Origin of the sequence: Sphingobacterium sp. Ag1 (genome assembly GCF_000988325.1) — a bacterium.
Classification (GTDB): Bacteria; Bacteroidota; Bacteroidia; order Sphingobacteriales; family Sphingobacteriaceae; genus Sphingobacterium.
This window is the reverse complement of the sequence record NZ_LBGU01000039.1, coordinates 1-14,622: the sequence shown is the minus strand read 5'-3', so window position 1 is coordinate 14,622 and position 14,622 is coordinate 1. Positions and strand designations below refer to the sequence as shown.

General features: G+C 39.7%; 13 protein-coding genes. 8 read left to right on the top strand and 5 right to left on the bottom strand.

Features of this window, described 5'->3' with window-relative positions; translation table 11 throughout:
• Positions 1-37 precede the first annotated feature (37 nt).
• From AAW12_RS12860 to AAW12_RS12840, 5 genes are all read right to left on the bottom strand, one after another.
• The gene (locus AAW12_RS12860) at positions 38-982 is read right to left on the bottom strand and encodes a M20/M25/M40 family metallo-hydrolase (RefSeq protein WP_046674051.1); all 945 of its coding nucleotides are present in this window, start codon (positions 980-982) and stop codon (positions 38-40) included.
• Positions 983-1,070: 88 nt separating this feature from the next.
• On the bottom strand, positions 1,071-1,721 hold the full coding sequence (locus AAW12_RS12855; RefSeq protein WP_046674050.1) for a lipoprotein signal peptidase: 651 nt from the start codon (positions 1,719-1,721) through the stop codon (positions 1,071-1,073).
• Positions 1,722-1,776: 55 nt separating this feature from the next.
• Positions 1,777-2,163, bottom strand: a complete 387-nt coding sequence (locus tag AAW12_RS12850) for a TraR/DksA family transcriptional regulator (protein WP_046674049.1) — start codon at positions 2,161-2,163, stop codon at positions 1,777-1,779.
• 3 nt (positions 2,164-2,166) lie between these two features.
• A complete protein-coding gene (ileS, locus tag AAW12_RS12845) occupies positions 2,167-5,580 on the bottom strand; it encodes an isoleucine--tRNA ligase (protein ID WP_156167637.1) in 3,414 nt (1,137 codons plus the stop codon).
• Positions 5,581-5,794: 214 nt separating this feature from the next.
• Positions 5,795-6,145 carry a HesB/IscA family protein gene (locus AAW12_RS12840; protein ID WP_046674047.1) on the bottom strand — a complete coding sequence of 117 codons (351 nt, stop codon included), beginning with the start codon at positions 6,143-6,145 and terminating at the stop codon, positions 5,795-5,797.
• A 285-nt stretch (positions 6,146-6,430) separates the two neighbouring features.
• On the opposite strand from AAW12_RS12840, the gene glyA reads away from it, so the two are divergent.
• From glyA to purE, 8 genes are all read left to right on the top strand, one after another.
• Entirely contained in the window at positions 6,431-7,702 is a 1,272-nt protein-coding gene (gene glyA / locus AAW12_RS12835) for a serine hydroxymethyltransferase (protein WP_046674046.1), read from the top strand.
• Between the two features lie 542 nt (positions 7,703-8,244).
• On the top strand, positions 8,245-8,841 hold the full coding sequence (locus AAW12_RS12830) for an RNA polymerase sigma factor (protein ID WP_046674045.1): 597 nt from the start codon (positions 8,245-8,247) through the stop codon (positions 8,839-8,841).
• 462 nt (positions 8,842-9,303) lie between these two features.
• A complete protein-coding gene (locus AAW12_RS12825; protein ID WP_046674044.1) occupies positions 9,304-9,999 on the top strand; it encodes a zinc metallopeptidase in 696 nt (231 codons plus the stop codon).
• Positions 10,000-10,132: 133 nt separating this feature from the next.
• Entirely contained in the window at positions 10,133-11,473 is a 1,341-nt protein-coding gene (gene ffh / locus AAW12_RS12820) for a signal recognition particle protein (protein ID WP_046674043.1), read from the top strand.
• Between the two features lie 333 nt (positions 11,474-11,806).
• The gene (locus AAW12_RS12815) at positions 11,807-12,397 is read left to right on the top strand and encodes an NADH-quinone oxidoreductase subunit A (RefSeq protein ID WP_046674042.1); all 591 of its coding nucleotides are present in this window, start codon (positions 11,807-11,809) and stop codon (positions 12,395-12,397) included.
• A gap of 2 nt (positions 12,398-12,399) precedes the next feature.
• A complete protein-coding gene (locus tag AAW12_RS12810) occupies positions 12,400-12,903 on the top strand; it encodes an NADH-quinone oxidoreductase subunit B (RefSeq protein ID WP_046674041.1) in 504 nt (167 codons plus the stop codon).
• 31 nt (positions 12,904-12,934) lie between these two features.
• Positions 12,935-14,077 (top strand): 5-(carboxyamino)imidazole ribonucleotide synthase, encoded by a 1,143-nt coding sequence (locus AAW12_RS12805; protein WP_046674040.1) that lies wholly within the window; start codon positions 12,935-12,937, stop codon positions 14,075-14,077.
• 8 nt (positions 14,078-14,085) lie between these two features.
• Positions 14,086-14,595 (top strand): 5-(carboxyamino)imidazole ribonucleotide mutase, encoded by a 510-nt coding sequence (gene purE, locus AAW12_RS12800; RefSeq protein WP_046674039.1) that lies wholly within the window; start codon positions 14,086-14,088, stop codon positions 14,593-14,595.
• Positions 14,596-14,622 lie beyond the last annotated feature (27 nt).

The following is a 14,622-nucleotide window of genomic DNA, read 5'->3' as shown; positions in this document are numbered from 1 at the left end:
ATCACTTGCTGTTAAAGACAAATCCGCTTTTTTTGTTTTAGTTGGTCCATATAAAGTCCATTTTACTGGATTGTTTCATGATATTTTCAACCACTGTTTTTTCTAGATCTAAAATGGATTTTAAAGCATTGTAATCAATTTTATCGGCATCATCGGTCGGCATATGGTAGTCTGGGTGTCCACCAGTATGGAAAAACAACACCGGTATATTCTTTTTGTAGAATGAAGTTTGGTCAGATCCGCCATTACCATCCTTACTAAGATTAAATTTTATAGGTGCTTGAACATCTTTGAATATAGCCGGCCATTGACTACTTGTTCCATAGCCGATTACAGCAAGGCCATTGCTGGGATTATAACGGCCAATCATATCCATATTCAGCATGGCTGTGATTTTCTCCAATGGGAGCGTAGGGTGTTCCGTAAAATATTTTGAACCTACTAATCCCAATTCTTCTGCCCCGAAAGCGATAAATAATAGGTTGTAGGGTTCTTTTTCCTTGTTGCTACTAAAGTAACGTGCGAGCTCCAATAAACCAGCGGTACCAGAGGCATTATCGTCGGCTCCGTTATGGATTTTGCCTACCCCTAGGGAATCCTTTGAGCTTCCTTGACGACCTGTTCCCAGGTGATCGTAATGTGCGCCTATAACAACTGTTAAGTCGGCGCCATTGTCAAGAAATCCAATGATATTATCTGCATTGCGAATGCTGTCTGCAACTTTTACTTTCCAGACTTTGGCTTTGAAGGATTGGCGGTAGCCTTTTTCACCTTTAGGTTCAAGTTTGTATTTTTTGAATTCCTTTTCAATATAATCTGCAGCTTTAAAGACTTCCTTACTGCCCGTTCCTCGTCCTTGCATTTTGTCGTCAGCGAGGTAATAAATATGTTTCTTTAAGTTGGAAACTTCGATCTGCTGCGCCCGTGCTATTTGGATTCCTAGTAGGCAGCAAAGTGTCAGAAGTAGACTAATGTTTTTCATGCGAATAGTAGAGTTTAGAAGTTGTATTGGGTTATATGTAAAAAAAATAAAAGCCTTGCGATTAACAAGGCTTTTAAGGAATATTTCGTTAATCTTCAACGATTTCGCTGTGTATGCTGGATTTTTCTTCTTTTTCGGTTTTGAAATACCGTTTTTGAAATAACAGGATTAAAACCACCCCTACAGAAATCGCCGAATCTGCAATGTTGAATACAGGTCGGAAAAAGAGAAACTCTTCACCGCCCCAAAAGGGCACCCAAGAAGGCAAGTTACCTTGAATCAATGGGAAATAAAGCATATCGACTACTTTTCCATGTAGGAAGGAAGAATAACCACCACCTGCTGGAAACAAACTCGCTTTATCATACCAGGTGCTTTCACTAAAGATGACACCGTAAAAAGCAGAATCGATGATATTTCCTAGCGCACCGGCAAGAATTAAAGCAACATTTAAGATGAAACCCCGGTTATACTTATTTTTGATCATGTAATGCAGGCCGTATCCAATACCCGCTACGGCTAAAATACGAAATACCGTCAAAAATAATTTTCCATAATCACCGCCAAATTCCATCCCATAGGCCATTCCATTGTTTTCAATAAAATGAATCTGGAAAAATTTGCCCAATACATGGTGGCTTTGTCCGATTGTCATGGATAACTTAACCCAGATCTTCGACAATTGGTCTATTAAAAGTATCGCGACAATAAGCGCGATCGGTTTCGTATAACCCTTCATTGTGTTATAAAAATGGTCTTTGCCTAAACAAAGACCATATATTTAATGCCTAAAATTAATATTGTTTGTTTTTCGCTTCGATGCTCAACGTTGTATGTGGAACAGCTTTCAAACGTTCTTTTTGAATCAGTTTCCCTGTTTCTCTACAGATACCATACGTTTTGTTCTCGATGCGCACCAACGCTGCTTCTAGGTTGTCGATAAATTTCTTTTGACGAGCGGCCAATTGATTTGTTTGCTCTTTTTCCAAAGTAGCTGAACCGTCTTCCAATGTCTTGTACGTTCCAGCAGTATCGTCGGTACCATTTGCATTACTGTTATTTAGCGTTGCGGTCAACGAGGAAAGCTCTTCTTTTGCTATTCTAAGCTTGTCCAAGATAATATCTTTGAATTCTTGTAATTCTGAATCGCTATAGCGTGTTTTCTCGTTGTTGTTTGCCATAATTTAATTTTTTTGGATTAATGCCTTAAGTTCTTTGCCATCGATTTCGATGGTCTCTCCTTCAGTTAGTGAATCTTCAAATACCAATGAATCGGCCAGAATTTCGGTGCAAATATACGATAAATTTTCGTTGGCAGCATTGACCACTTCTGAAGCAGCTGTTAACTTTACGTTAATTCTATCAGTTACTTCTAATCCTTTATCCTTCCTTAGATTTTGTAGGCGGTTGATCAATTCTCTTGACAAACCTTCTTTTTTCAATTCTTCGGTGATATGTACATCTAATGCTACGGTCAATTTACCTAGGTTCGCTACCTGCCATCCCTCGACGTCTTCTGCTATAATTTCTACATCGCTCAATAGAATCGTATATGGTGTGCCTGCTAGGACCAATTCGCCTGTTGATTCCAATGAACTTATTTGATCTATAGTCAACGATTGGATAGACGAAGAAACTAACTTCATATCCTTACCAACTTTCGCGCCAAGAGCTTTAAAATTTGGTTTTATTTTTTTCTTAATGATACCGGTGGTGTCCGTAATAAACTCGATATCTTTGATATTAGTCTCAGAAAGTATCAGATCTTTTACTTTTTCTACCTTTTCCTGGAAGACACTATCCAGTACCGGAACCAAAATTTTGTTTAATGGTTGACGTACGTTGATGGAGGTTTTCTTACGCAAAGAAAGTGTCAAAGACGAGATGTCTTGCGCTAACGCCATACGTTCTTCCAGATCTTTGTCGACTAGACTTTCATTGTAAACCGGGAAATTCGCTAAGTGAACAGATTCAACTTGTTCCTTATTCGTTGCTGCATTCAAATCCAGGAATAACCTGTCCGAGAAGAAAGGTGATATTGGCGACATCAATTTCGCAATCGTATCAAGACATGTATAAAGTGTCTGATAGGCCGAAATTTTGTCTTCTGTATAATCTCCTTTCCAGAAGCGACGACGGCAAAGACGGACATACCAGTTGCTGAGATGTTCATCAACAAAGTTTTGAATAGCACGCGCTGCTTTTGTAGGCTCGTAATCCGCCAAGTATTCGTCTACTTCCTTGGTCAACGAATTTAACAAGGAGATAATCCAACGATCAATTTCAGGACGTTTCTCCAACGCAATATCGGATTCTGCATAGGAGAACTTATCGATATTGGCATACAATGCAAAAAAAGCGTAGGTATTATATAAAGTACCAAAGAATTTACGACGGACTTCATCTAACCCTTCCATATTAAATTTAAGATTGTCCCATGGGGCAGCATTGCTGATCATGTACCAGCGTGTTGCATCGGCACTGTATTGATCGATCGTTGAGAATGGATCAACACCGTTGCCGAGGCGTTTGGACATCTTATTTCCATTTTTATCCAATACCAGGCCATTGGAAACGACGTTTTTGAAGGAAACCGATTTGTACATCATCGTAGAAATCGCATGTAAGGTGAAAAACCAGCCCCGTGTTTGATCAACCCCTTCAGCGATAAAGTCTGCCGGGTATGCATGATCGAATCCAGCTTTAAAAGGAAATTGTTCCCCTTTGGCTAATTTTTCGTGATCCAGTCCCCATTGCGCATACGGCATGGCACCCGAATCAAACCAAACGTCGATCAAGTCCGGTTCGCGGAATAACTTTTGTCCGGCATCAGAAACCAAGACGATATCGTCTACATAGGGACGGTGAAGGTCCAATTGTTCGGTATCGAATTTATCCAAGTAAGCTTTATTTTTCGCTTTTTCATCCTCAGACAGAATGTCGGAGGTCAAAGAAGCTTCCAATAAAGACTTTAATTCAGGTAAGGAACCGATACAAACCTCTTCATTTTCGTCTTCTGAGCGCCAGATAGGAAGTGGAGTTCCCCAATAACGTGAACGCGAAAGGTTCCAGTCTACCAGGTTTTCCAACCAGTTTCCAAAGCGTCCAGTACCGGTTGCTTCAGGTTTCCAGTTGATGGTTTTATTTAAGGCAACCAAATCTTCTTTCACTGCTGTGGTGCGGATAAACCAGCTGTCTAGCGGATAGTAAAGAACAGGTTTGTCTGTACGCCAACAATGTGGATAGGTGTGCTCATATTTTTTGACATCAAAAGCTTTGTTGTCCTCTTTTAGTTTGATAGAGATCAACACGTCTGTGGGTTTGAAATCTTCTTTTGAACGTTCCTCTGCACTGTAATATTCCTCTTTGACAAATCTTCCGGCAAAATCGGTGATTTCACTTACAAAACGTCCAGTACGGTCCACAGTAGGAACCTCTTTTCCGTTTTCATCTTTTACCAAGATGCCCGGTACACCATGTTCTTTTGCGACACGAAAGTCATCCGCACCATACGTAGGGGCTGCATGGACGATACCCGTACCATCCTCGGTCGTAACAAAGTCGCCTGGAATAACGCGGAAAGCACTTTCTTGTAAATCCTCGCTGGTGATATAAGGCAACAATTGCTCATAACGCAAGCCAACAAGCTCTTCGCCCACAAATTCTGCTGCAAGCTCCCAAGGAATTACTTTGTCGCCCAATTTATAGTCTTGGAAGGATGCATTTTCGCCTTCTGCTTTAAAATGTTTGCTGATCAGATCTTTCGCTAATACGACGGATACAGGCGCACCGGTATATTTATTGAACGTTCGGATCTTCACATAATTTATTTTCTTGCCTACAACCAGAGCTGTGTTGGATGGTAAAGTCCATGGTGTGGTGGTCCAGGCAATGAATGCAACATCCTCCGCATCGTCGTCAACTAATTTTTCTATAGCTGGATGAAGCTGACTTTTGATCAGTCTAAATTCTGCAACGATGGTGGTATCTTTCACATCTTTATAGGTGCCGGGCTGGTTAAGTTCATGTGAACTCAATCCCGTACCTGCTGCCGGAGAGTAAGGCTGTATCGTATAACCCTTGTACAAAAGACCTTTTTTGTAAAGTTCTTTCAATAAATACCATAAGGTTTCGATGTATTCATTCTTGTAAGTAATATAAGGATGTTCAAGGTCAACCCAATACCCCATTTTGGTGGTTAGGTCATTCCATACATCGGTATATTTCATTACCTCCTTGCGACAAGCGTCATTATATTGTTCTACGGTAATCTTTTTGCCGATATCCTCTTTTGTGATTCCAAGAGCTTTTTCGACAGCAAGTTCAATGGGCAGGCCATGGGTATCCCAACCACCTTTTCTTTTCACTTGGTAACCTTTCAAAGTCTTGTAACGACAGAAAATATCCTTAATCGTACGTGCCATCACGTGGTGAATCCCGGGCATGCCATTTGCAGAAGGCGGACCTTCAAAAAATGTATAGGTCTTGCTTTCAGGACGATTATTGATACTTTTTTCGAATATTTTTTCCTGTTCCCAACGGGTCAAAATCTCTTTACCTATCTCGGGTAAATTTAACTGCTTATATTCTTTGTACATCAGACTGTTGTATGCTTCTTTTATAAAGGTCGCTAATTTAGTGATTTATGATGGAAAATGAAAGAGGGCTTTGTTGTGCTAATCTCATTAAATCGAGGTTGAACTTTTTGAAATCTCTCCTCGATCAACCAACAAAAAATGAGTGTGGTGTCTACTACGACAAAGGGACTACCTATGGCAGTCCCTTTCTTATTTCATTTGTACTGAAATTCAGTTATGCTGAAAAACTGCTTCCACATCCGCAGGTACTTGTTGCATTGGGGTTATTAAATGTGAAGCCCCTTGCATCGAGTCCCGATTTGAAGTCGATTTCCATTCCGGCAAGATATAGGCCATGTGCTTTGTTCATAAAGATGCGGATTCCTTGAATTTCGTATTCGTTATCGCCGTCCTTTTTCTGGTCAAAGCCCAAGATATAACTCATACCGGAACAACCGCCGCCTTCAACACCGACACGTAAACCAAAATCATCAGAGATTTCTTGTTGATCCTTTAATTTATTTAGTTCCTTGATTGCCCCTTCTGTTAAAGAAACAGGAGCAACTGCTGTATGTTCTGTACTCATTGTAATAGTGTTTTAGCCAATCCAATACAAAAATACATTTTTTTAACGGCAAATTGCTTGACCTGGATTTTTTGACATTTTCGAAACATTCAATTCTTTGTCCGCTTATTTTGTCCGATAGTACCATAAAATGATCCCGACCTAATTAGGTAATTCGCATTAATAAGGCTGTTTTTCTAAGAACATTTAATAAAATATGGCTTTTTGTCGATATTCTTTATGGAATATGCTATCTTTGAGGCATTAAAATAAACTACAAAATTTACTTTACAACATTTAAAAACAATGGAAAGAGATCAAGCCATTTTTAATTTAATAGCTGATGAGCTTAAACGCCAAGAAGAAGGTATTGAATTAATTGCTTCAGAGAACTTTGTTTCAAAACAAGTGATGGAAGCTGCTGGTTCAGTGTTGACAAATAAATATGCAGAAGGCCTCCCAGGAAAACGTTACTATGGAGGTTGTGAAGTTGTGGATGAGATTGAAACCATCGCAATTGACCGTGCAAAACAATTATTTGGCGCAGAATGGGTAAATGTTCAGCCTCACTCTGGTGCTCAAGCAAATGCGGCTGTTTTTTTGGCGACAATCAAACCTGGCGACAAAATTTTAGGTCTTGATTTATCTCACGGTGGTCACTTGACACACGGTTCACCAGCGAACTTATCGGGTAAGATCTATCAACCATTATTTTATGGTGTAAAAGAAGATACTGGTTTAATTGACTATGAGCAATTGGAAGAAACAGCGCTTCGTGAAAAACCAAAGATGATCATCTGTGGTGCTTCGGCTTATTCTCGTGATTGGGATTACGCACGTATTCGTAAAGTTGCTGATGAAATTGGTGCTATCGTGATGGCTGATATTTCTCACCCTGCGGGTTTAATCGCGCGTGGTTTATTGAATGATCCACTTCCACATTGCCATATTGTTACGACAACGACGCATAAAACGCTTCGTGGCCCTCGTGGTGGTATGATTATGGTCGGTAAAGATTTTGAAAATCCATGGGGTATCAAAACACCTAAAGGTGAAATCCGTACAATCACACAATTATTGGATTTAGCTGTATTCCCAGGTACACAAGGTGGTCCTTTAGAACATACAATCGCTGCGAAAGCGATTGCTTATGGCGAGGCTTTATCCGATGAGTATATGGAATATATCGTTCAGGTAAAGAAAAATGCAGCTGCATTGGCGCAATTCTTTGTAGAAAGAGATTATAAGATCATCTCTGGTGGTACAGACAATCACTTGATGTTGGTGGATCTACGCAATAAAGATATTTCTGGTAAAGAAGCCGAAGCTGTATTGGGTAAAGCGGGTATCACAACAAATAAAAATATGGTTCCTTTCGATACACGTTCTCCTTTTGTGACTTCAGGTGTACGTTTTGGTACTGCTGCAATCACTACACGTGGTATTAAAGAGAATGAAATTATTCAAATCGGTGAATTGATCGATGAGGCATTGAAAAATGCATCAAATGATGCGCAACTGGATTTGATCCATGGTAAAGTAAAAGCAATGATGGCTGAGTTCCCATTGTATAAATAAGACTTTTTCCATAGGAATAGAAAAAGCGGAATTACCGATGCGGTGGTTCCGCTTTTTTTATCCCGTCTTTTTTTCTACTGCCATTTTAGAAAGAATAGTTTCGTTACAGTCTTGTATCAACTTAACTTTTTAGACTATATTAACAACAATCTTATACGGACTTTAAACGGATTTTATAGGTATTCATCCGAATGAGGTCCCTATAAGGTCCCTATTAGCTCCCTATAAAGTCCGTATGAAGTAATAACTTTAAAACTTGTTATTTTGGAGCTGTTCGAGGTTGTTATTCCATCTTGTCTGATGGGGCGTACTGTGTTCGAAGAACCTTTATTTTGGAATTATGAGGTAGATAACTTATTTTTAAATGTTAAAAAATCTTAAAATAAATTGTAATAATTTGATTACTCATTTATTTTACGGTAATTTGGTTTTAGATTAATTGATTGTTTTACAATAAGAAAGGATAGTTTATACGGCAAACATTTACATTTTAACACAGAACTGATAATTTATTTGCGAACTGCTAAAAAAGTAAGTGACGTATGAGACTTTTAAAAAGTAAAAGCGATCAAGAGTTGATCCAAATGTATGTCGGCGGCCAAGAGTCCGGTCTAGAGGCATTGTTGAATCGATATAAATCGAAAATATATACTTCCATATATATGAAAGTAAAAGATGAATATCTTGCTGAAGATATTTTCCAGGAGACTTTCATAAAAATCATCAACACCTTAAAATCCGGTAAATATAATGAAGAAGGTAAATTTTTACCTTGGGCTATACGTATAGCGCACAATATGATTGTTGACTTTTTTAGAAAAGCAAAACGTGCTCCAAATATTGTGAATGCCGACGGGTTTGATATTTTTGAGGTGCTCGAATTTAGTGATGAAAGCGCAGAGTCAAAAATGCTCAAACAGCAGGTTGATGTCGACCTTAAAAAAATGATCCAAAAGCTTCCGGACGATCAAAAAGAAGTGCTTATTATGCGTCACTTTTGTGATATGAGTTTTAAAGATATTGCTGAGATAACCGAAGTAAGTATCAATACTGCTTTAGGGAGGATGCGCTACGCATTGAGCAATTTACGTAAAATGATTGAAGGTACTGATCTTACCCTGCAAATGGGCTATTTATAATAAAGGGGGCATTTTTTAATGCCCCTTTTTATTTGCATTCCTAATTGGAGCCATATGAAGTCTCGACGCTTTTGTAGTTTCTCGTCTTTTATCTTAGTTTCTCATCTTTTATCTTAATAGTATAGCAAGGCTATAATCCGTTGAGCATCGTGTTTTCAAAAGCCATTTGCTTCAATAATAAGCTCCCTGATCGAACTTGAAATAAAACGCATCTCCAATACTCACCGATGAGACTACATCTTGGATTCTTGTTAAATAGCGCAGGTGTTTCACTGTACGAAGCTGAAAATGGAGTTATCTGCCCAAATGATCTGGCAATTATGTCATGTGGAGATCAGAAGAACCTGTTCTTTTTGTCAGGTCAAAGACTTTTTTTATCTTAGAATTCATGCATATACCTTTTTTCGACGATTGGAATAAGGTTTGATAGTCATATAATAACTATAAAACGATTGAATAGCTATGTACTTGATTTTATTTATTGGAATAATGGTGGTAAGCCTAATTGTCCAAACAAGATTCAAAAACAAATTTAAGAAATACTCCGAAATGCCTTTGAGCAATGGGATGTCCGGAGCTGAGATTGCGCAAAAAATGTTAAATGATAACGGTATATATGATGTAAAGGTAGTGTCTATTCCAGATCGCTTGGGAGATCACTATAATCCGTCAGATAAGACCGTAAATTTAAGTCCCGAAGTTTACAGTGGCCGCAGTGTTGCAGCTGCAGCAGTAGCGGCGCACGAATGTGGTCATGCTGTACAGCACGCCAAAGCCTATAAATGGTTGGGATTCCGTTCGGCAATGGTTCCGATGGTAAATGTGGCCTCTAAAATGACATCATGGGTATTGATGCTGGGTGTTATGCTATTTGCTTTTTCCAAAGGTGGTAACCCATGGCTTTTAGCTGTTGGAGTGGGGGCTTTGGCTATTACGACCCTGTTCTCTTTTATCACTTTGCCCGTAGAGTTTGATGCGTCGAACCGCGCTCTGGAATGGTTAAACCATGCCGGTGTAACCTATAATGGCGAAGAACATGACGGTGCGAAAGATGCTTTGAAATGGGCAGCGATGACTTATGTCGTAGCGGCGTTAAGTGCGTTGGTAACACTTTTGTATTATGCGTCTATTTTATTCGGTGGCCGTAGAAGTGATTAAATACAGATATTGTAACTTTATCCTACAAAAATGCGATTATTTTTTATAGTCGCATTTTTTATGGGGTGTTAATGAGGTTACTATAGACAATTTTTTTAACTTTGCTGTTTATATAGAATAAGATTCAGATTTTATGTTTTCAAATCTTCAAGATAAGTTAGATAGGGCCTTTAAAGTATTAAAAGGACAGGGTAGTATTACCGAGATCAACGTTGCAGAAACGATGAAAGAAATTCGCAAAGCGTTGTTGGATGCCGATGTGAATTATAAAACTGCCAAAACTTTTACCGACGATGTTAAACAAAAAGCTTTAGGCGAAAATGTACTGACAAGTATTTCCCCGGGCCAATTGTTGACGAAGATCATGAACGATGAGTTGACAGCTTTGATGGGCGGATCTGTTACGGAGCTTGAGACTGGAAAAAATCCAACAGTCATTTTAATTGCGGGTTTGAATGGTGCTGGTAAAACAACTTTCTCCGGTAAGTTGGCCTTGTACCTTAAAGATAAAAAGAATAAAAAACCATTGTTGGTGGCTGGTGACGTTTACCGCCCTGCAGCGATCGATCAATTGGAAGTGCTTGCCGAACAAGTGGGCGTACCAGTGTATGTGAATCGTGAATCTAACGATCCTATTGCGATTGCCAAAGCTGGTGTGGAAGAAGCAAAACGCAATGGAAATAATGTCGTAATCATTGATACAGCCGGTCGTTTGGCCATCGATGAGCCTTTAATGGTGGAGATCACAGCAGTTAAAGAGGCGACAAAGCCAGACGAAATCCTATTTGTTGTGGATTCAATGACTGGTCAAGATGCCGTGAATACAGCTAAGACGTTCAACGACCGTCTGGACTTTACAGGTGTAGTATTGACTAAGTTGGATGGTGATACACGCGGTGGTGCAGCTTTATCGATTAAATCTGTCGTTAATAAGCCTATCAAGTTTATTGGTACAGGTGAAAAGATGGATGCATTGGATGTATTCCACCCTGATCGTATGGCCTCTCGTATTTTGGGTATGGGTGACGTGGTATCCTTAGTGGAACGTGCACAACAACAGTTTGACGAGAAGCAAGCCGCAGAGCTCCAAAAGAAAATCCGTAAGAATAAATTCGATTTCAACGATTTTAAATCCCAGATTCAACAAATCAAGAAAATGGGTAATATGAAAGACCTCATGGGAATGATCCCTGGCGTTGGTAAAGCAATGAAAGATATTGAAGTCGATGACAATGCTTTCAAACCCATTGAAGCGATTATCGATTCCATGACACCTTTTGAACGCGAAAACCCAGATGTCATTGATCAAAAACGTCGTTTACGTATTGCCAAGGGATCAGGTACTGATATTAATGAAGTGAATAAGTTATTGAAACAATTTGGTGATATGCGTAAAGTCATGAAGCAGATGTCTAATCCAGCGATGGCGGCTAAATTGATGCGTAATATGCCCAAAATGCCAGGAAAAATGTAATTTTTGGAGAATAGTTACATCATAAGAAGGGCATCGTTTTATACGATGCCCTCTTTTTTTTCTGAAAATGTCTGATCTTATTGGCCAGAAAGAACCTTCAGTCCGCTTTCATTGCTGTTGGTGTCTGCAAAGTCATGAAAGTTTTGAACATGGCATTGCTCTTTCGATTATTTTCGGTTGCTGCTAAGTGCTGCACCAGATGAATTGGGGACTGCTTGCAGACCGGATACGGCGCATTAGTGCCTTAAAATTCGAACTGTTTTTAAAGAAATAATTCGTAATTTCAAGTTCCTCACCCGAGTAAACGAAATATTTGTTAAATTTGTAATTATTATGGATGACCCCGCGCAATTATCGGAATACGGCAAAATCCTTATCATTCTGCTGATAGGGGCGCTGTTAGTCTGTGCGACCATTTTTCTAGCACGTTTAATCTCTCCGAAAAAGAATAATCCCATCAAATCTGGTACTTACGAATGTGGAGAGGATCCCATTGGTTCTTCTTGGGTTCAGTTTAATCCACGGTTCTATGTTATTGCCCTTGTATTTTTACTTTTTGATGTAGAACTTATTTTTATTTTTCCATGGGCCACTGTATTTGGACAGTCCGAATATATTGCGGCAGATGGAAGATGGGGGTGGTTTACCATGATTGAAATGGCTATGTTCATTGGCATTTTAATTTTAGGATTGGTTTTTGTCTGGAAAAAGGGCGATTTGGAATGGGTTAAACCGAATGTGTCCTTACCTAAAGTTCCTGTAGCTATCCCAGATAGTGCCTATGCAAGCCTGAATAGCAGGACTTATCAGGTGCGTGATTATGCACAGATCGTAGAGGATGCTGTCGCGCACAAAACGACGACAAATGAACAGGTGTCGACGCCGAAACCAGCCTTTAAACCTCGATTTAAAAAACCTGAGTAAGCATGAGTTTAGATAGTCAATTGCAGAATAATGGTGTTATTGTTGCCAAATTAGATGATTTGCTGAATTGGGCAAGGTTATCTTCGATGTGGCCCATGAGCTTTGGTATTGCTTGCTGTGCCATTGAAATGATGGGGGCAATGGCTTCAACGTATGATTTAGACCGGATGGGCGTATTCCCAAGGCCTTCTCCACGGCAATCCGACGTGATCATTATTGCTGGAACGGTTACTTTTAAGATGGCCGATCGTATCAAGAAACTATATGAACAGATGCCCGATCCTAAATATGTTATCTCGATGGGCTCTTGCTCCAACTGTGGCGGTCCATATTGGCAGCATGGTTATCATGTGGTCAAAGGGGTAGATCGAGTGATCCCTGTGGATGTTTATGTCCAGGGCTGTCCGCCACGTCCCGAGGCATTAATTGGTGCTTTTATTGAGTTGCAAAAAAAGATAGACAAAGAAAGCTTGTTGGGTGAGCAATTGTTCAGCGGAAAAGCTTAAAAGATAAATTTTATAAGATTTTAAATCAATTATGGCAAAAGATTTTTATGGTGAATTGCAATTGGGTATTCTTGGCGGTGGTCAACTGGGAAGAATGCTCATCCAGGAAGCCATTAATTACAATGTAAATGTTCATGTATTGGACCCGGATAAGAATGCTCCTTGTCGCAAGTTGTGCAATAAATTTGAATGTGGTTCATTGGGCGATTTTGAAACGGTCTATAATTTCGGTAAGGATTTGGACATGATCACGATCGAGATTGAGAAGGTGAATGTAGATGCTTTAGAGAAACTGGAAGGCGAGGGCGTTATCGTGTACCCACAATCACGTATCATTCGTCTGATTCAAGATAAAGGTCTGCAAAAGCAATTTTTTAAACAAAATGATATCCCCACTTCGGCATTTCAATTGATATCCAATAAAGATAATTTAGTGAATGCCTCGTTAAACTTACCCTATATCCAGAAATTGCGTAAGGATGGATACGATGGGAAAGGGGTAAAGAAGATTGTTAGCCAGCAGGATCTGCAAGATGCCTTCGAAGAACCTAGCTTAATTGAAGAATGGGTAGATTTTGAAAAGGAAATTGCGGTCATTGTTGCCCGGAATGATAAAGGTGAGGTGTCTACATTTCCAATGGTAGAGATGGAATTTAATCCTCAGGCTAACTTGGTAGAATTTTTGATTGCGCCGTCTTTATACGGTGTAGAGATCCAACAACGCGCAGAGGCTATAGCAAAAAAGATTGCCGACGATTTGCAGATTGTGGGTATATTGGCTGTAGAGATGTTCCTAACGAAAAATGGTGATATTCTGGTCAATGAATTGGCTCCGCGTCCGCATAATAGTGGTCACCAGACCATAGAGGGTAATTATGTGTCGCAATTTGGACAGCATTTAAGGGCTATATTCAACCTACCGTTAGGGGATACCAGATGTAGAACGAATGCCGTTATGATTAACCTGTTAGGTGAACCTGGCTATGAAGGATTGGCCAAATACGAGGGGGTGGAAGAAGTGCTGGCAATGGAAGGTGTATATATTCATTTGTATGGAAAGAAATATACGAAGCCATTCCGCAAGATGGGCCATGTTTGTATTATCAATGATGACCGGGAGAAAGCGATCTCCAATGCAAGAAAAGTACAAGAAATATTAAAAGTTAAAGCTTAAACAATACTATGTCAGTCAATAATAAGGCCCAGGTAGGCATTATCATGGGAAGCAAATCGGACCTTCCTGTCATGCAGGATGCGATAGATGTACTTAAAACCCTTGGGGTGGAATTTGAGGTAACGATCGTATCAGCACATCGTACACCACAACGTATGTTTGATTATGCCAAAAATGCAGCATTTCGTGGTTTGAAAGTTATTATTGCTGGAGCGGGTGGTGCGGCGCATTTGCCTGGAATGGTCGCTTCTATTACACATTTACCTGTAATAGGCGTACCTGTAAAATCATCAAATTCCATTGATGGATGGGACTCGGTACTTTCTATCCTGCAGATGCCCAATGGTATTCCTGTAGCAACTGTCGCTTTAAATGCAGCGAAGAATGCGGGTATATTGGCAGCTCAGATTCTGGGTACACATGATGAAACGATCAGCAAGAATATTATCGAATTTAAAGAAGAGTTGGCGAGAAAAGTAATCGAGACTGCAGTAGAGGTCGAAGATACCGAATTCTAAGTTGACAATCTTACAAAATAAAAAAGG

What these genes read in the sequence shown, in the direction of transcription:
- AAW12_RS12805 (WP_046674040.1), top strand. Translation starts at nt 12,935, where the DNA reads ATGGCAAAAGATTTTTATGGTGAATTGCAATTGGGTATTCTTGGCGGT.
- AAW12_RS12855 (WP_046674050.1), bottom strand. Translation starts at nt 1,721, where the DNA reads ATGAAGGGTTATACGAAACCGATCGCGCTTATTGTCGCGATACTTTTA.
- ffh (WP_046674043.1), top strand. Translation starts at nt 10,133, where the DNA reads ATGTTTTCAAATCTTCAAGATAAGTTAGATAGGGCCTTTAAAGTATTA.
- AAW12_RS12810 (WP_046674041.1), top strand. Translation starts at nt 12,400, where the DNA reads ATGAGTTTAGATAGTCAATTGCAGAATAATGGTGTTATTGTTGCCAAA.
- purE (WP_046674039.1), top strand. Translation starts at nt 14,086, where the DNA reads ATGTCAGTCAATAATAAGGCCCAGGTAGGCATTATCATGGGAAGCAAA.
- ileS (WP_156167637.1), bottom strand. Translation starts at nt 5,580, where the DNA reads ATGTACAAAGAATATAAGCAGTTAAATTTACCCGAGATAGGTAAAGAG.
- AAW12_RS12815 (WP_046674042.1), top strand. Translation starts at nt 11,807, where the DNA reads ATGGATGACCCCGCGCAATTATCGGAATACGGCAAAATCCTTATCATT.
- AAW12_RS12840 (WP_046674047.1), bottom strand. Translation starts at nt 6,145, where the DNA reads ATGAGTACAGAACATACAGCAGTTGCTCCTGTTTCTTTAACAGAAGGG.
- AAW12_RS12825 (WP_046674044.1), top strand. Translation starts at nt 9,304, where the DNA reads ATGTACTTGATTTTATTTATTGGAATAATGGTGGTAAGCCTAATTGTC.
- glyA (WP_046674046.1), top strand. Translation starts at nt 6,431, where the DNA reads ATGGAAAGAGATCAAGCCATTTTTAATTTAATAGCTGATGAGCTTAAA.
- AAW12_RS12830 (WP_046674045.1), top strand. Translation starts at nt 8,245, where the DNA reads ATGAGACTTTTAAAAAGTAAAAGCGATCAAGAGTTGATCCAAATGTAT.
- AAW12_RS12860 (WP_046674051.1), bottom strand. Translation starts at nt 982, where the DNA reads ATGAAAAACATTAGTCTACTTCTGACACTTTGCTGCCTACTAGGAATC.
- AAW12_RS12850 (WP_046674049.1), bottom strand. Translation starts at nt 2,163, where the DNA reads ATGGCAAACAACAACGAGAAAACACGCTATAGCGATTCAGAATTACAA.